Origin of the sequence: Micromonospora echinofusca, assembly GCF_900091445.1 — a bacterium.
Classification (GTDB): domain Bacteria; phylum Actinomycetota; class Actinomycetes; order Mycobacteriales; family Micromonosporaceae; genus Micromonospora; species Micromonospora echinofusca.
The window spans coordinates 6313268-6328431 of the sequence record NZ_LT607733.1 but is presented as its reverse complement, the minus strand read 5'-3'; the positions used below and the strand labels follow the sequence as shown (position 1 = coordinate 6328431).

The 15164-nt window shown below is 73.4% G+C and carries 17 protein-coding genes; 14 read left to right on the top strand and 3 right to left on the bottom strand.

What is annotated here, in order from left to right; genetic code table 11:
* Positions 1 to 14 precede the first annotated feature (14 nt).
* The 4 genes from grpE to GA0070610_RS27205 all read left to right on the top strand — a co-directional run bounded on the left by grpE (position 15) and on the right by GA0070610_RS27205 (position 3020).
* The gene (grpE, locus tag GA0070610_RS27220; protein ID WP_089002675.1) at positions 15 to 743 is read left to right on the top strand and encodes a nucleotide exchange factor GrpE; all 729 of its coding nucleotides are present in this window, start codon (positions 15 to 17) and stop codon (positions 741 to 743) included.
* Positions 744 to 827: 84 nt separating this feature from the next.
* Positions 828 to 2018: a molecular chaperone DnaJ gene (gene dnaJ / locus GA0070610_RS27215; RefSeq protein WP_089002674.1), complete on the top strand. Its 1191-nt coding sequence runs from the start codon at positions 828 to 830 to the stop codon at positions 2016 to 2018.
* Positions 2019 to 2064: 46 nt separating this feature from the next.
* A complete protein-coding gene (locus GA0070610_RS27210) occupies positions 2065 to 2502 on the top strand; it encodes a heat shock protein transcriptional repressor HspR (protein ID WP_089002673.1) in 438 nt (145 codons plus the stop codon).
* 308 nt (positions 2503 to 2810) lie between these two features.
* Positions 2811 to 3020, top strand: a complete 210-nt coding sequence (locus tag GA0070610_RS27205) for a hypothetical protein (RefSeq protein ID WP_089002672.1) — start codon at positions 2811 to 2813, stop codon at positions 3018 to 3020.
* Between the two features lie 145 nt (positions 3021 to 3165).
* Here the strand turns inward: GA0070610_RS27205 and GA0070610_RS27200 are convergent, their stop codons facing one another.
* The 3 genes from GA0070610_RS27200 to GA0070610_RS27190 all read right to left on the bottom strand — a co-directional run bounded on the left by GA0070610_RS27200 (position 3166) and on the right by GA0070610_RS27190 (position 5547).
* Positions 3166 to 3597 carry a hypothetical protein gene (locus GA0070610_RS27200; RefSeq protein ID WP_089002671.1) on the bottom strand — a complete coding sequence of 144 codons (432 nt, stop codon included), beginning with the start codon at positions 3595 to 3597 and terminating at the stop codon, positions 3166 to 3168.
* A 236-nt stretch (positions 3598 to 3833) separates the two neighbouring features.
* Complete coding sequence (locus tag GA0070610_RS27195; protein ID WP_089003774.1) at positions 3834 to 5039, bottom strand: cation:proton antiporter; 1206 nt, start codon at positions 5037 to 5039, stop codon at positions 3834 to 3836.
* 7 nt (positions 5040 to 5046) lie between these two features.
* Positions 5047 to 5547 (bottom strand): cation:proton antiporter regulatory subunit, encoded by a 501-nt coding sequence (locus tag GA0070610_RS27190; RefSeq protein ID WP_089002670.1) that lies wholly within the window; start codon positions 5545 to 5547, stop codon positions 5047 to 5049.
* 261 nt (positions 5548 to 5808) lie between these two features.
* Here GA0070610_RS27190 and clpB point away from each other — a divergent pair, with 261 nt between their 5' ends.
* The 10 genes from clpB (at position 5809) to GA0070610_RS27140 (ending at position 15155) form a co-directional block, all read left to right on the top strand.
* On the top strand, positions 5809 to 8400 hold the full coding sequence (gene clpB, locus GA0070610_RS27185) for an ATP-dependent chaperone ClpB (RefSeq protein WP_089002669.1): 2592 nt from the start codon (positions 5809 to 5811) through the stop codon (positions 8398 to 8400).
* A 144-nt stretch (positions 8401 to 8544) separates the two neighbouring features.
* Positions 8545 to 8925 (top strand): hypothetical protein, encoded by a 381-nt coding sequence (locus GA0070610_RS27180; RefSeq protein ID WP_089002668.1) that lies wholly within the window; start codon positions 8545 to 8547, stop codon positions 8923 to 8925.
* Positions 8926 to 9069: 144 nt separating this feature from the next.
* Positions 9070 to 9696: a DUF4178 domain-containing protein gene (locus tag GA0070610_RS27175; protein WP_089002667.1), complete on the top strand. Its 627-nt coding sequence runs from the start codon at positions 9070 to 9072 to the stop codon at positions 9694 to 9696.
* Entirely contained in the window at positions 9696 to 10202 is a 507-nt protein-coding gene (locus GA0070610_RS27170; protein ID WP_089002666.1) for a DUF2617 family protein, read from the top strand. The genes GA0070610_RS27175 and GA0070610_RS27170 overlap by 1 nt, the downstream gene beginning before the upstream one ends.
* Positions 10199 to 10624 carry a DUF4247 domain-containing protein gene (locus GA0070610_RS27165; RefSeq protein WP_089002665.1) on the top strand — a complete coding sequence of 142 codons (426 nt, stop codon included), beginning with the start codon at positions 10199 to 10201 and terminating at the stop codon, positions 10622 to 10624. The genes GA0070610_RS27170 and GA0070610_RS27165 overlap by 4 nt, the downstream gene beginning before the upstream one ends.
* 31 nt (positions 10625 to 10655) lie before the next feature.
* Positions 10656 to 11078, top strand: a complete 423-nt coding sequence (locus tag GA0070610_RS27160) for a DUF350 domain-containing protein (protein WP_089002664.1) — start codon at positions 10656 to 10658, stop codon at positions 11076 to 11078.
* Positions 11078 to 11878 carry a hypothetical protein gene (locus GA0070610_RS27155; protein WP_197697775.1) on the top strand — a complete coding sequence of 267 codons (801 nt, stop codon included), beginning with the start codon at positions 11078 to 11080 and terminating at the stop codon, positions 11876 to 11878. Before GA0070610_RS27160 ends, GA0070610_RS27155 begins: the two co-directional genes overlap by 1 nt.
* Complete coding sequence (locus GA0070610_RS27150; RefSeq protein ID WP_089002663.1) at positions 11875 to 13446, top strand: polyamine aminopropyltransferase; 1572 nt, start codon at positions 11875 to 11877, stop codon at positions 13444 to 13446. The genes GA0070610_RS27155 and GA0070610_RS27150 overlap by 4 nt, the downstream gene beginning before the upstream one ends.
* A gap of 110 nt (positions 13447 to 13556) precedes the next feature.
* The gene (locus tag GA0070610_RS27145; RefSeq protein WP_089002662.1) at positions 13557 to 14417 is read left to right on the top strand and encodes a hypothetical protein; all 861 of its coding nucleotides are present in this window, start codon (positions 13557 to 13559) and stop codon (positions 14415 to 14417) included.
* A 72-nt stretch (positions 14418 to 14489) separates the two neighbouring features.
* Positions 14490 to 15155, top strand: coding sequence for a hypothetical protein (locus GA0070610_RS27140; RefSeq protein ID WP_089002661.1), 666 nt, complete (start codon positions 14490 to 14492; stop codon positions 15153 to 15155).
* Positions 15156 to 15164 lie beyond the last annotated feature (9 nt).

The following is a 15164-nucleotide window of genomic DNA, read 5'->3' as shown; positions in this document are numbered from 1 at the left end:
GATGAGGTAGCCCCATGACGGAGAAGCCACGAGCTGCCGACCCGGGTGCGACCGGGTCGGCGCCGGGTGGCTCCGCGCCCGCCGAGCAGGCCGGCGACGGGCCGCGGGTCGTCATCCGTAACAACCGCAAGATCAGCGAGACGTCCGAGCCGGCCGCCGCCGACGCCGGTTCGGACGCCCCCGCCGAGGGCCTGGTCGAGGAGTCCGAGGTCGTCGTCGACGAGATCGAGGTCGAGGCGGCCGAGGTGACCGGCCCGCCCGTGGTGGACGCCCCGGCACAGCCGGTCGACGGTGGTCCGACCGCGTTCGGCGCCGAACTCGAGGCGCTGCGCAAGGATCTCGACGAGCGGACCCGGGACCTCCAGCGGGTGACGGCGGAGTACGCCAACTACCGCAAGCGGGTGGACCGGGACAAGGGCCTGGTCACCGAGCAGGCGACCGGCGCGGTGCTCGCCGCGCTGCTGCCGATCCTCGACGACCTGGACCGGGCCCGCGAGCACGGCGACCTGGTCGGCCCGTTCGGCAGCGTGGCCGACCAGCTCGTCGCGGCGCTCGGCAAGTTCGGGCTGGCCCCGTTCGGCGAGCAGGGCGACCCGTTCGACCCGACCCGGCACGAGGCGGTCGCCCACCAGACCTCGGCCGACGTCACCGAGGCCACCTGCGTACAGGTGATGCGCCGGGGCTACCAGGTCGGTGAGCGGCTGTTGCGGCCCGCGATGGTCGCGGTCGCCGACCCGGAGTAGTGCCGTACGACGACCGGACCGTCCCGCCCGCCCGTCGAGGGCGGGCGGGACGGTCGGTCCCCAGCTAGGGAAGGGGGTGGACCGGTGAGTTCCAAGGACTGGATCGAGAAGGACTTCTACGCCGTGCTGGGCGTGGACAAGGCCGCCTCCGCCGACGACGTCAAGAAGGCGTACCGGAAGGTGGCCCGGGATTCGCACCCGGACCACAACCCCGGCGACCCGAAGGCCGAGGAGCGTTTCAAGGCCGCCTCCGAGGCGTACGCCGTGCTCGGCGACGACGCCAAGCGGCGGGAGTACGACGAGCTGCGGTCGCTGTTCGGCTCGGGCGCCTTCCGCCGTGGCGCCCGGGGCGCCGGCCAGCCCGGCGGCGTGCCGTTCGACGTCTCCGACCTGTTCGGGGGCGCCGCCGGCGGAGGCGGTGACCGCCGCTTCGGCGGGGCCGGCTTCCAGGACCTGTTCAGTTCGATCTTCTCGGGCGGCGCCGGCGGTCCCGCCGGTACGGCGGCCCGTGGCCCGGCCCGGGGGCGCGACGTCGAGGCCGAGGTGGCCCTCGACTTCGGCGACGCCGTACGCGGGGTGACGCTCCCGCTGACGCTGCGCGCGCCCGGGGTCTGCGACACCTGCCACGGCAACGGGGCGAAGCCCGGCACCTCGCCGCGCACCTGCCAGGTGTGCCACGGGGCCGGGGTGACCAACCGCAACCAGGGGTCGTTCAGCTTCTCCGAGCCGTGCCGCAACTGCCAGGGCGTGGGCACGGTCGTGGAGGAGAAGTGCCCCGAGTGCCACGGCACCGGCGGGGTGACCAAGACCCGCACGTTGAACGTCCGCTTCCCGGCCGGCGTGGCGGACGGTCAGAAGATCCGGCTGGCCGGGCGGGGCGAGCCGGGTGCGCGGGGTGGCCCGGCGGGCGACCTCTTCGTACACGTCAAGGTGCGGCCGGACGAGCTGTTCGGGCGTACCGGCGACGACCTCACGCTGACGGTGCCCGTCACCTTCGCGGAGGCCGTGCTCGGCACGGACCTGCGGGTGCCCACCCTCGACGGCACGGTGACCCTGCGGGTGCCACCGGGCACGCCGAGCGGCCGGATCCTGCGGGCCCGGGGCAAGGGGGTGGTCCGCCGGGACGGCCAGGCGGGCGACCTGCTGGTGACGCTCGACGTGGTGGTGCCCGCGAAGGTGTCCGACGAGGCGCGTGCGGCGTTGGAGAGCTTCGCCGCGCAGACCCCGCCGGCCGCCCGGGAACATCTCGAGGCGCGGGTACGTCGATTCAGTTGACCCGGTGTTCAGTCGGCTCGGTGGAGCGCACGCGGAGGTGAGCGGGATGTCGGACGAGTTCGTCGGCTCGAGTGACCCTGCCTACGAGGCCAAGGTGCTGATGATCTCGGTGGCGGCGCGGATGGCGGGGATGCACCCGCAGACCCTGCGTCAGTACGACCGGTTGGGCCTCGTCCAGCCGGGACGGGCAGCCGGCGGCGGGCGGCGCTACAGCGTCCGTGACGTGGTGCTGCTGCGCGAGGTGCAGCGGCTCAGCCAGGACGACGGCATCAACCTCGCCGGGGTGAAGCGGATCATCGGGCTGGAGCGGCTGCTGGAGGAGGCGCAGCAGCGGGTGGCCCGGCTGGAGGCGGAACTGGACGCCGCGTACCGCCGGATCGCCGAGCTGGAGGCCCTGGCGCGCTTCCCGGGCAGCGACCTGGTGCCGACCAACCGCACCTCCACCGCGCTGGTGGTCTGGCGTCCCCGCCGCCCCGAGCGCTGACGACACCGCACCGCATCGCGCCCGGCCGCCCTTTCGCGGCCGGGCGCGACCGTCTTCCCGGCCCGCCCGGCGGCCCCGCGCGGTTGCGCAGCCCTGGCGGATTCTGCGCGCGCTCGTGCCGGCCGGGCGGTTCTGCACGGCTCGCGTCGTCCCTGAGGGGCCCGCACGCCTTGCACCGGGCCTCCGCGCCGGCCGGGCGCGTCCACTCGCGCGCGGTTGCCGGTTCGCCCGCGCGGAAGGTGCCGGATCGGCTAACCTGCGAATCAGGTCCAACCCGCTTAATCCGGACTCCAATGGCAGGGGGAGCCATGACGGAAGCCGCGCGGAAGGTTGCCGAGCAGGCGGAGGAACGGCTCCAGGAGGTGGCGAAGAACGCCCGGGAGAGGTTCGACCGGGTCACCGAGGGCCGCTTCACCGACAAGGTCAAGAAGGGCGCGTTCGCCGATCGGGCCGACCATGGCACCGACCAGGAGCGTGACCGGACGGGACGCCGCGAGCAGGGCGGATCGGAACACTGACGATCCGCCGACGTGCGGGCCGGGACCCACGGGGGGTCCCGGCCCGTTCGCGGTTGCGGGGCCGGGACGCCGTGGGGTTCCGTGCGGGGTCTGGCCCGTGCGCCGTCGAAGAGCGCGGGCCGGGACGCCCGGCCCGATCCGGGGTTCAGGCGATGCGGCGGTTCTCCCGGACCAGGCCGCCCTCGCACCAGTCCCGGTAGACGAAGAGTTCCGGGCGGGCGAGCAGCGCCCGGCTGTTGTACGCCCAGGTGCGCATCAGGTCGTCGCCGTTGCGTTCGGCCTGCTCCACCAGCTTGCGGAAGCGCCGCTTCGGGTGGGCGCGGAAGTTCGTCCGGATGCCGTCGGCGGCGTAGATGTAGAGGCAGTGCAGCGCGAAGCGGCGCGCCGGGCAGGACGGGTCCATCGCCAGGTCGAAGAGCACCGCCACCAGCCGGTCGCCGGAGACCAGCAGGTCCCAGTCGGGCGGCATCGACGTGAGCGGTACGGAGTCGGGCTGGTAGGCCCAGGCGCGCAGCTCGGTGGGGCTCGGGTCGACGGGGTTGGCGAAGCCGTGGAACGTCGACTCCTGCACGCTCACGGCCAACCTTCCGCTCTCGTCCGCAGGGGGCGTCGGCCACCCGCGAGCTCTGGCTGCTGGGGCGAAACGGTAACCCGGAGCGCTGTTCGGCGGTAGACCCTGCGGGGAGCAATTCGACATCCGTCGGCCGAGGGCCGGGCCGACCGTACGGTCGATCCGGCCCCCGGCCCGGGCACCCGGCCCATGGCCACAGCCATCGGCACTCGGCTACGGGCTCGGCCCTCGGCAGATGGCGGTCAGTCCGGTACGGCTGCCGGCCTGGTCTGCTGGGCGGCGCCGCGCTGCCGCAGCCAGCGCTTGAACCACGTGAAGTCGGGCAGGCGTGCCAGCATCGGCCCGGTCACCACGGTGATCAGCACGTACGCCGTCGCGAGCGCCGCCAGTTTCGGCTCGACGCTGCCGGCGGCCACCGCGAGGCCCGCGATGACGATGGAGAACTCACCCCGTGGCACGAGGGCCAGGCCGGCGCGCCATCGACCGGGCTCGGCGATGCCGACGCGGCGGGCGGCCAGGTAGCCGGTGAGCGTCTTCGTCCCCATGGTGACGACGGCCAGCGCGAGCGCGGGCAGCAGCACCGGCGGGATGTCCCGGGGGTCGGTGACCAGCCCGAAGAAGACGAAGAAGACCGCGGCGAAGAGGTCCCGCAGCGGCGTGAGCAGCTCCGTGGCGTGGTGCGCCACCGGCCCGGAGAGCGCGATGCCGACCAGGAACGCCCCGACCGCCGCCGACACCTGGAGCTTCGCCGCGATGCCGGCCACCAGCAGGGTCATCCCGAGTACGCCGAGCAGCAGCGCCTCCGGGTCCTTCGCCGACATGGCCGTGGAGATCAGGTTGCCGTACCGGATGGCGACCATCAGCACCAGGAGCACGGTGCCGACCGCGACGCCGAGCGCGATCCCGCCGCCGAGCAGGCCGCTGCCGGCGAGCACGGCCGTCAGCAGCGGCAGGTACAACGCCATGGCGAGGTCCTCGATCACCAGGATCGAGAGGATCACCGGCGTCTCCCGGTTACCGAGGCGACCCAGGTCGCCGAGCACCTTGGCGATGACGCCGGAGGAGGAGACCCAGGTGATGCCGGCCAGCACCAGGGCGGCCACCCAGTCCCAGCCGAGCAGCAGCGCGAACGCCGCGCCCGGCAACGCGTTGAGCAGCCCGTCGATCAGGCCGGCGGGGGCGGCGGCACGCAGGTTGCCGACGAGCTCGTTGGCCGAGTATTCCAGGCCGAGCATCACCAGCAGCAGGATCACGCCGATCTCGGCGCCGACGGCGAAGAACTCCTCGCTGGCGTTGAGCGGGAGCAACCCGCCGTGCCCGAACGCGAGCCCGGCGAGCAGGTAGAGGGGGATCGGCGAGAGGCCGATGCGGCGGCTCAGCCGGCCGAGGAGGCCGAGCAGGAACAGCAGCGCGCCGACTTCGACGAGCAGGGTCGTGGTGTGGTGCATCCGCGCCTCAGCCGTCCGGGTCACTGTCGGCGAGGATGGCTGTCACTCCGTCGAGACCCCGGCGGGTCCCGACGACGACCACCACGTCACCGGCGGCGAAGCGGAAGGACGGGTCCGGCGAGGCGATCACCTCGCCGTGGCGCAGCACCGCGACGATCGAGGCGCTCGTGCGGGAGCGTGCCTGCGTGTCGCCGAGCTTGCGGTTGACGTACTTCGACCCGGCCGGAATGGCGATCTGCTCGGTGAGCAGCCCGGCGGCCTGCTCGCGCAGCCCGGAGAGCTGGCCGAGCATCAGGGACGCGCCGAGGATGTCGGCGAGCGCCTCCGCCTCGTCGTCGGTCAGCGGTATGTCGTGCTGACATGAGTCGGGATCGTCCGGGTCGTACAGGACGAGGTCACGGCGGCCATTGCGGTGGGAGACGACGCCGAGGCGGCGGCCGGATTCCGTCAGCAGATCGTGACGGACCCCGATGCCGGGCAGGGCGGTCTGTTCGACACGTACGCGCACGGCGGTCAGGCTACTCCCCGCTGTCACCTGCGAATATCGTCAGGAGGCCGGTTACCGCTCAGTGATCCGGCGGTACCCGTCCGCCACGGACGGACGCCCGTGCCCGGCCGCGAGGATGGCGTACGACATCGGGGTGTGCCGCGACCGCCGGGCGGCTCCCGGGGTCGCAGGTGTGATCCGGCTCACGCTCCCAGGGTTGAGCGGAATAGGCTCAACTCTGGTTGTGTCCTTCTCAGTGGACACGCCGATCCGGGGGAGCCCATGAACACGGAACGTCTCACCACCAAGAGCCGCGAAGCCATCACCGGTGCCGTCGCGCTGGCGAACCAGCGCGGGCACGCCACCGTGGAGCCCTGGCACCTGCTGCTGTCACTGCTGGACACCGACGGCTCGACCGCCGCCGGCCTGCTGCGCGCAGTTGGGGCCGACCCCGCCGAGCTGCGTCGGGTCGCCCAGCGCTCGGTCGACAACCTGCCCGCCGCGCGGGGCTCCAGCATCGCCGAGCCGACCCTGGCCCGGGAGTTCGTCAACGCCATCGGGGCCGCCGAGCAGATCGCCCGGCCGCTCGGCGACGAGTACACCTCCACCGAGCACCTGCTCGCCGGCCTGGCCCGCGTGGGCGGCGCGGTGTCGAACGCGCTCAAGTCCGCCGGCGTCACCGAGGAGACGCTGGTCGCCGCGTTCCCGTCGGTACGCGGCGGGGACCGGCGGGTCACCAGCGCCGACCCCGAGCAGACCTACCAGGCCCTGGCCAAGTACGGCGTGGACCTGACCGCGAGCGCCCGCGACGGCAAGATCGACCCGGTCATCGGCCGGGATTCGGAGATCCGCCGGGTGATCCAGGTGCTCTCCCGCCGCACCAAGAACAACCCGGTGCTCATCGGTGAGCCGGGCGTCGGCAAGACCGCCATCGTGGAGGGCCTGGCCCAGCGGATCGTCGCCGGCGACGTGCCCGAGTCGCTGCGGGACAAGAAGCTCGTCTCGCTCGACCTCGGCGCGATGGTCGCCGGGGCGTCGTACCGGGGCCAGTTCGAGGAGCGGCTGAAGTCCGTCCTGGAGGAGATCAAGAACTCCGACGGGCAGGTCATCACCTTCCTCGACGAGCTGCACACCGTCGTCGGCGCCGGCAAGGGCGAGGGCTCGATGGACGCCGGCAACATGCTCAAGCCGATGCTGGCCCGCGGCGAGCTGCGGATGGTCGGCGCGACCACGCTGGACGAGTACCGCGAGCACATCGAGAAGGACCCGGCCCTGGAGCGCCGCTTCCAGCCGGTGCTGGTCGGCGAGCCGACCATCGAGGACACCATCGGCATCCTGCGCGGCCTGAAGGAGCGCTACGAGGTGCACCACGGCGTACGCATCACCGACGCCGCGTTGGTCGCCGCCGCCTCCCTGTCGGACCGCTACATCACCGACCGGTTCCTGCCGGACAAGGCCATCGACCTGGTCGACGAGTCCGCGTCCCGGCTGCGGATGGAGATCGACTCCCGGCCGGTGGAGGTGGACGAGATCGAGCGGGCGGTGCGCCGGCTCGAGATCGAGGAGATGGCGCTGGCCAAGGAGCCGGACGCCGCCTCCGCCGAGCGGCTGGAGCGGCTGCGCAAGGAGCTGGCCGACAAGCGCGAGCAGCTCACCGCCCTGTCGGAGCGCTGGCAGCTGGAGAAGAGCCACATCACCAAGCTCTCCACCGCCAAGGAGGAGCTGGAGCGGCTCGGCGGCGAGGCCGAGCGGGCCGAGCGCGACGGCGAGTTGGAGCGCGCCGCCGAGCTGCGCTACGGCCGCATCCCCGCCCTCAAGACCGAGCTGAAGCAGGCCGAGGAGGAGCTGGCCCGGCTCCAGGCCGAGGGCGCGATGCTCAAGGAGGAGGTCGGCGCCGACGACATCGCCGCCGTGGTCGCCTCCTGGACCGGCATCCCCGCCGGCCGGCTGCTGGAGGGCGAGACCGCCAAGCTGCTGCGGATGGAGGAGTCGCTCGGCGCCCGGGTGGTCGGTCAGGCCGAGGCGGTCGGCTCCGTCTCCGACGCGGTACGCCGCGCCCGGGCCGGCGTCGCCGACCCCGACCGCCCGACCGGCAGCTTCCTCTTCCTCGGCCCGACCGGCGTCGGCAAGACCGAGCTGGCCAAGGCGCTCGCCGAGTTCCTCTTCGACGACGAGCGGGCCATGGTCCGCATCGACATGAGCGAGTACGGCGAGAAGCACTCCGTCGCCCGGCTCGTCGGCGCCCCGCCCGGCTACGTCGGTTACGAGGAGGGCGGCCAGCTCACCGAGGCGGTGCGCCGCCGGCCGTACTCGGTGATCCTGCTGGACGAGGTCGAGAAGGCCCACCCGGACGTCTTCGACATCCTGCTCCAGGTGCTCGACGACGGCCGGCTCACCGACGGGCAGGGCCGCACGGTGGACTTCCGCAACGCGATCCTGATCCTCACCTCCAACCTGGGCTCGTCGGTGATCGGCGACCTGACGCTGGCCGAGGAGCAGCGGCGGGAGGGCGTCCTCGCGGTGGTCCGCTCGCACTTCAAGCCGGAGTTCCTCAACCGTCTCGACGACATCGTGGTCTTCGCCGCGCTGCGCGGGGACGACCTGCGGGCCATCGTCGACATCCAGCTCGACCGGATGCGCAGGCGGCTCGCCGACCGCCGCCTCGGCCTGGAGATCACCGAACCGGCCCGCGTCTGGCTCGCCGAGCACGGCTACGACCCGATCTACGGCGCCCGCCCGTTGCGTCGCCTGGTCCAGACGGCGATCGGCGACCAGCTGGCCAAGGCGCTCCTGTCGGGCCAGATCCGCGACGGCGACACGGTCGAGGTCGACCTGGCGGACGCCAAGGACGCCCTGAGGGTCTCGGCGGCCTGACCGTTCCGCCTCGCCCCGGCCGGCGCCGCCGACCGGGGCGAACCGTGACGATCAAGAGGTTCGTGTCCCGGCAGCGTTCGGTCGGCGACGCAAACCTCTTGATCGACAGGGTGGGCGGGCCGCGGCGGGGGAAGGAACAGGGGCATGTTCGGGATCGGGAAGAAACGGGACCGGGAACTGTCGTCGGCGCTCGACGAGCTGCGGCAGGCCGACACGGTGGCGTTCGGCGGGGTCGGGATCGCCGGCACGCTGCTGCCGGTGACCGAGGCGTACCGGCGGGTGGAGGCGGCGCTCGCCGACGACCCCGAGGGCGTACGCGGGGAACTCGACCGGCTGCTCGCCGAAGGCACCCCGGCAGGGCGCGTCTACGCCGCCACGCTGCTGGAGCGTGCCGACCCGTCAGCCGGGCGGGCCGCCTGGACGGCGTTGCGCGACGACCCTGCCGAGTTCGGCACCTTCACCGGCTGCGTCATGGGCCGCACCACGCTGCGCGAGTACGCCACCGAGCACCACTCCCGAGGCTGACCCCGGCCACTCGGGAACGGCTCCGGGGCACGACACTGGCGCAGGTACGCCGGGTGACCGTTCCCTCACTCAGGAGACAGCATGTTTCCCCAGGTGCGCGGGGTTGTTACCGTCTCCGCCGACGTACCTGGGGAGGTGGTCGGGATGAGCGGGACGATCGCATACGTGCTGGCGGCGATGGGCTGTCTGGTCGGGGTCGCGGGTCTGGTGGTGGCCGTGGTGGCCTGGAACCGGACGCGGTCCCGCCCGCAACAACGGGCCAAGGGGCCGGGCGACCCGCTGCGGGACCGCGACGCCGACGCGCTGCGCGGCGACCCGCGTCGCCTGAAGCCCGGCGACATCGTCGAGATCCGGGGCGTGTCGTACGCGGTGCGCGGCTCGATCCGCCTCGTCGAGGGCGGCTGGAGCTGGGCGGAACACCTGCTCGACGACGCCGCCGGCGTGCGCCGCTGGCTCTCCGTGGAGGAGGACCCGGAGCTGGAGCTGGTGCTCTGGGGGGCCGAGCAGGGCGCCACCGTCACCCCGGGCGCGCCGACGATCGACTTCGCCGGCCGCCGCTACAACTGGAACGAGTCCGGCCAGGCGCGCTTCACCGCCGTCGGCAACACCGGCCTCGACCCGACCGGCACCATGCGGTACCACGACTACCAGGCGCCCGGCGGGGCCCGGCTCTCCTTCGAGGCGTACGGCGAGGCGGGCTGGGAGGTGGCGCTCGGTGAGCTGCTGCACCGCGGCGACGTGATGATCTATCCGCAGTCCGAGGTGGGCTGATGCTCGTCACCCTCGACGCCCCGTACGTCGACACCAGCGCCGCCGACCTCAGCCTCGCGCTGGACGACGTCGAGCGGCCCGCGCTGCACGTGCTCGACCTCGACCTGCCCGACGGCGTCCGGCTGCGGCTGCGGCTGCTCGGCGCCTCGCACCAGGTGGTCCTGCACGCGCCCGGCGCCACGCTGACCGAGACGGTCGCCTGCCTGCCCGGCCGCCCGCCCGAGCTGCCCGGTGCGGTGCGGGACGAGACGAGCGGCTACCACTTCACGGCGACCGTGCTGCGACCCGCCGGAGCGGGGCTGAGTGAGCAGGTGGCCGCCCTGCGCGCCGACCTGGCCGACGACCCGTACGCCCTGGTGGGCGTGTTTCCCGGCGACGCCGACGCGGTGACCGCGCTGGCGGTCCGCCCCGACCCGCCGGCCGGCACCCTCGCCTGGCGCACCTGGCACGCGTATCCCCAGACCAACGAGCTGGTCCTGACCGAGACGGTGGTGGCACTGCGATGACGTACCGACGCTGGTTCGTGGTGGGGGTGGCGTTCGCCGTCATCGGCGCCCTGGTCGCCGCCTTCGCCATCTTCTACGGCAGCTTCTCCCCGCGCGGTTACGTGGAGGACAAGTACAAGCGGGCGGCGAGCCACGACATCGGCCGCAACGCCGTCGCCTACACCTCGCCCCGCTCGCCGAGTCAGGTGGCGAAGGAGGTCACCGACGCGTGGCAGCCGGCCGACCAGTACGTCGACGGCAGCGGCGTGTACCTGCGCTACGACGACGACTCGGTGGTGATCCTGCCGATCGCCGCCGGCTCGGTGATCCTGCTGGAGCGCATGAGCACCGCCTATCCCCGCTACCACTCCACGGTCGGCTCCCACTGGGGCTGGGGCCGTGGCAGCACCGTCCGGGGCGGCGGCCCCGGCAGCGGCAAGTGACGCACCGACCCCCCTCACCCTGGAGCCTCCTGTGCAGACCCTCGTCACCGATCTGCTGGTCACCCTCGCCTACGGGGCGGTCGGTGTCCTGCTGATGGGTATCGGCTACGTCCTGGTGGACCTCGCCACCCCCGGCCGGCTGAACCAGCTGATCTGGACCGAGCGCAACCGCAACGCCGCGCTGCTGCTCGCCTCGAACCTGGCCGGCGTCGGCATCATCGTGGTCGCCGCGATCGCCGCCAGCGACGACGACTTCGTGCTCGGCATCGTCGGCGCGTCCGCGTACGGGATCCTCGGCCTGGTTATCATGGCGGCGGCGTTCGTACTGCTCGACGTGGCCACGCCGGGCAAACTCGGCGAGATCCTGGTCGACCAGCAGCCGCACCCGGCGGTCTGGGTCTCCGCCGTCGTGCACCTCGCCACCGGCGCGATCATCGCCGCCGCCATCAGCTGATGGCCGGGGCGAAGACCACCGGCGGGCAGAAGGCGGCGGGCGCGAACGCGACCAAGGGCACCTGGGTCGTCTGGGTGGTCATCGGGGTGGTCGTCCTCTGCTGCGTGGGCATCGGCGTGGTCAACGGCCGCGACGGCGGGGACGACGTGCCGCCGCCGACCTCTCAGGAACGCGGCGACACCGTGCCGATCCTGCAACGCTCCAGCGCCAGCCAGGGCGTCTGCTACGGCTGGGTGCTCCAGGACTACTACGGCTACACCGACCTCAGCGTCGGGTCGAACCTCGGCGACGGGGTGGCGGTCGAGGAGAACGCGGCGTGCCCGCGCTGGGTGCAGGTGGTCGCCCGGGTCGCATACACCTCGGAGAGCAGCGAGAGTAACGACTTCGCCCGCGTCACGGTGGAGGCGTCCGACGACGTCTCCGCGACCGCCCGGCTGCGGATGCAGAACGGGTTGGAACGGCTCGGGCTGACCGAGGACGCCTTCGTCGACGAGCCCGGCTGGGCCGTCACCCGGGCGGCCGTCTCGCTGCCGTTGCTCGCCGCCGAGGCGGGGGTGGTGGAGCCGGCGCCGACCCCGGCGGCGGCGACCGCCGAGCCGGCGCCGCTGCCCGACGCGGGTAGCGACCTCTGGCGCGACCGCTGGGGCTACCTGCTCGCCGCGATCGGCCTGCTGCTGTTCACCGCGCTGCTGTTCGCCGCCGGCTTCTGGCAGCGCAGTCGCCAGCGCCGTAAGGGCGCCGAGGGGACGGCGCGGGCGAAGGGCGTGCCGGCCGGCGGGCGTACGCCGGAGGGTCGGTGACCGTCGAGGCGCCGGCACCGCCCGCCCGGTGGCGGCTGTCCCGGGCGGCGGTGCTCGTCGCCGTCTTCGTCTGCGCCGCCTGCGGCCTGGTCTACGAGCTGGCCCTGGTGGCCCTCGGCAGCTACCTGATCGGGGACACGGTCGGGCAGGCGTCGATCGTGCTCGGCGTGATGGTGTTCGCGATGGGCGTCGGCGCGCTGGCCGCGAAGCCGTTGCAGCCCCGGGCCGCCGCCGCGTTCGCCGCGATCGAGCTGGCCCTGGCCCTGCTCGGTGGCCTCTCCGTGCTCGGCCTCTACGCGGCCTTCGCGTGGCTGGACCTGTACGGCCCCGCGCTGATCGGCACCGCGTTCGTGCTCGGCCTGCTGATCGGCGCGGAGATCCCGCTGCTCATGGTGCTGCTGCAACGCATCCGGGAGCAGGCCGCCGGCAGCGCGGTGGCCGACCTGTTCGCGGCCGACTACGTCGGCGCGCTGCTCGGCGGGCTGGCCTTCCCGTTCCTGCTGCTGCCGGTCTTCGGCCAGCTCAAGGGGGCGCTGGTGGTCGGCGCGGTGAACGCCGTCGCCGGGCTCGCGCTGGTCTGCACGGTGTTCCGGCGGGAGCTGAGCCGCCGGGCGCGCGTCGCGCTCGGCGCCGGCAGCGTCGTGGTCTTCCTCAGCCTCGGGTACGCGTGGGTGACCGCGCACGACTTCGAGCTGACCGCCCGCCAGCAGCTCTACCGGGATCCGGTGGTGCACGCGGAGCGCAGCCGGTACCAGGAGATCGTGCTCACCCGTTCGGTCGCCGAGACCGGCCACGCCGGCACCGACCTGCGGCTCTTCCTCAACGGCGACCTCCAGTTCAGCTCCGTCGACGAGTACCGCTACCACGAGGCACTGGTGCATCCGGTGCTCAACGGCCCGCGCGGCGAGGTGCTGGTGCTGGGCGCCGGGGACGGCCTCGCCGTACGCGAGCTGCTGCGCTACCCGGACGTCCGGCGGGTCACCGTGGTGGACCTGGACCCGGCGGTGGTGGCGCTGGCCCGCAGCGAGCCGCAGCTGCGCCGGCTCAACGCCGGGGCGCTCGACGATCCCCGGGTGCGGGTGGTGCACGCCGACGCGTTCGCCTGGCTGCGTACCGCCGCCGACCGGTTCGACGCGGTGGTGGCCGACCTGCCCGACCCGGACGAGACGGCCACCGCCAAGCTCTACACGGTCGAGTTCTACGCGCTGGTACGGGCGGTGCTCGCCGAGGGTGGCCGGCTGGTGGTGCAGTCCGGCTCGCCGTACTTCGCGCCCCGGTCTTACTGGTCGATCGAGGCGTCGCTGCGCGAGGCGGGCTTCGCGACCACGCCGTACCACGTGGACGTGCCGTCCTTCGGCGACTGGGGCTTCCTGCTCGCGGCCCCCGGGCCGACCGCGCCCGCCCTGGCCCTGCCGCCGGCCGCGCCCGCGCTGCGCTTCCTCGACGCGGCGACCCTCTCCGCCGCCGCCAACTTCCCGGCCGACCGCCGCCGGGTCGACGTGCCCGCCTCCACCCTGCTCCAGCCCCGGGTGCTCGAGTACGCCCGTGCGGAGTGGCGCGGCTACTGAGGCGTGCCCGGGGCCGCGATCGTCGCCGTCTCGGCGGGTCAATGTCCGTCTGACGTGCCGGAGTGGCCCGACCTGGATACGGTGTGACCGCGATCTAGGGAAGGAGAATCATGGTCGATTCCCACAACACGCCGGCCCGCACCCGGCCGGGTGTGGTGACCATATCCACGTATCTGCTGTGGCTGTTCGCGCTCACCCAGCTGATCGGCCTCATCATCACGCTCGCCACCGTCGGCACCATCTCGGAGGTGCTCGACGAGGCGTACCGGGGCACCGACGCCAACGGCACACAGAACCTGGCCGACATCACCACGATGATCACCATCGGTGGTGCCGTCTTCGTGCTCCTGCTCGCGGTCGTGCTGGCCGTGCTCGGGGTGTTCAACAACAAGGGCAGCAACGGATCGCGGATCACCACCTGGGTGCTCGGCGGCATCATGGTCTGCTGCACGGGCGGTGGCCTGGTCAGCGGCCTTGGCGGCGGCATCGGCACCGGTCAGACGACCGGCGACGCGCCGAGCGCGGAGGAGATCCAGCGTCGCCTCGACGAGGCGCTGCCCGGCTGGTTCAACCCGGTCACCACCCTCCTGGGCGTGCTCGGGCTGCTCGCGCTGCTCGCCGCGCTGATCCTGCTGGCGCTGCCGAAGGCCAACGAGTTCTTCCGCAAGCCGAAGCAGGGCTGGGAGCCCCCGACCCCGGGTGCGGCCTACCCGCAGTCCGGTCAGCCCGGCTACCCGCAGACGGGCCAGCCCGGTTACCCGCCCACGCCGGGGTACCCGTCGACGCCGGGCCAGTCGTCGGCCCCCGACCAGCCGGGCTATCCGCCGGCCCCGGGGCAGCCGCAGGGCTCCGACCAGCCGGGCTACCCGCCGCCGTCCGCTCCGTACGGCGGGGACCAGCCGGGGTCGAACCCGGGTGGCGACCAGCCGGGACCGGACCGTCCCGGCCCGACCCCGCCGCCGGTGAGTTGACCGGTCGATAACAGCGACGCCGACGGTCCCTCCGAGTAGGTTGCAACCCGACGCCTACCGGAGGGACCCGTCGTGTCGCACCCCGATCGGGCACCGGCCCGCCGCCCGGCCGTGGTCACGGCGGCCGTGGCGCTGCTGGCGCTGATGGCGGTCGCCGCCCTCGCGTACGCCGTCGCCAGCGTGGCGACGCGTGGCGGCACCGTCGACCGGTTCCGCGCCGACGCCGCGGAGACCTCGGCGGGCCCGGACCAGATCGACCGGGTGGTCGGCCTGCTCGGCGTGTCCACCGTGCTGACGGCGGTGGTGAGCCTGCTCGCGGGGCTGCTCCTCGCCGGCCTCGCCGCCGGCCTGCGGGCCGGCCGCGACGGCGCCCGCACGGCGACCTGGGTGATCTCGGCGCTGGGACTGGTCGCCGGGTGCTGCGGTCTGGCGCTGCTGATCGGCCAGCGCGCCACCCCGCTGGGGTCGGGTGAGGACGATCGGGCGACGGCGGAACTCTTCGGCCTCCTCGCCGACGCCTACCCGTCCTGGTGGATCCCGTTGGGGGCGGGGCTTTCCGTCGGCCAGGTGCTCGGTTACCTTGTGGTAGCCGTGCTGCTGGCACTGCCGGCGGCGAGCGCCTGGTTCCGCCGGCGGCCCGCGCCGTCCGCCCTGCAGCACCACCCGGCGTCGCCCGCGTCGCCACACCCGCACCAGCCGCCCGGGGCGCCGCCCGCGCCCCCGTACCCGCCGAGGTGAGGACCGCCC

What these genes read in the sequence shown, in the direction of transcription:
- grpE (WP_089002675.1), top strand. Translation starts at nt 15, where the DNA reads ATGACGGAGAAGCCACGAGCTGCCGACCCGGGTGCGACCGGGTCGGCG.
- GA0070610_RS27210 (WP_089002673.1), top strand. Translation starts at nt 2,065, where the DNA reads ATGTCGGACGAGTTCGTCGGCTCGAGTGACCCTGCCTACGAGGCCAAG.
- GA0070610_RS27205 (WP_089002672.1), top strand. Translation starts at nt 2,811, where the DNA reads ATGACGGAAGCCGCGCGGAAGGTTGCCGAGCAGGCGGAGGAACGGCTC.
- GA0070610_RS27195 (WP_089003774.1), bottom strand. Translation starts at nt 5,039, where the DNA reads ATGCACCACACCACGACCCTGCTCGTCGAAGTCGGCGCGCTGCTGTTC.
- clpB (WP_089002669.1), top strand. Translation starts at nt 5,809, where the DNA reads ATGAACACGGAACGTCTCACCACCAAGAGCCGCGAAGCCATCACCGGT.
- GA0070610_RS27180 (WP_089002668.1), top strand. Translation starts at nt 8,545, where the DNA reads ATGTTCGGGATCGGGAAGAAACGGGACCGGGAACTGTCGTCGGCGCTC.
- GA0070610_RS27175 (WP_089002667.1), top strand. Translation starts at nt 9,070, where the DNA reads ATGAGCGGGACGATCGCATACGTGCTGGCGGCGATGGGCTGTCTGGTC.
- GA0070610_RS27170 (WP_089002666.1), top strand. Translation starts at nt 9,696, where the DNA reads ATGCTCGTCACCCTCGACGCCCCGTACGTCGACACCAGCGCCGCCGAC.
- GA0070610_RS27165 (WP_089002665.1), top strand. Translation starts at nt 10,199, where the DNA reads ATGACGTACCGACGCTGGTTCGTGGTGGGGGTGGCGTTCGCCGTCATC.
- GA0070610_RS27155 (WP_197697775.1), top strand. Translation starts at nt 11,078, where the DNA reads ATGGCCGGGGCGAAGACCACCGGCGGGCAGAAGGCGGCGGGCGCGAAC.
- GA0070610_RS27145 (WP_089002662.1), top strand. Translation starts at nt 13,557, where the DNA reads ATGGTCGATTCCCACAACACGCCGGCCCGCACCCGGCCGGGTGTGGTG.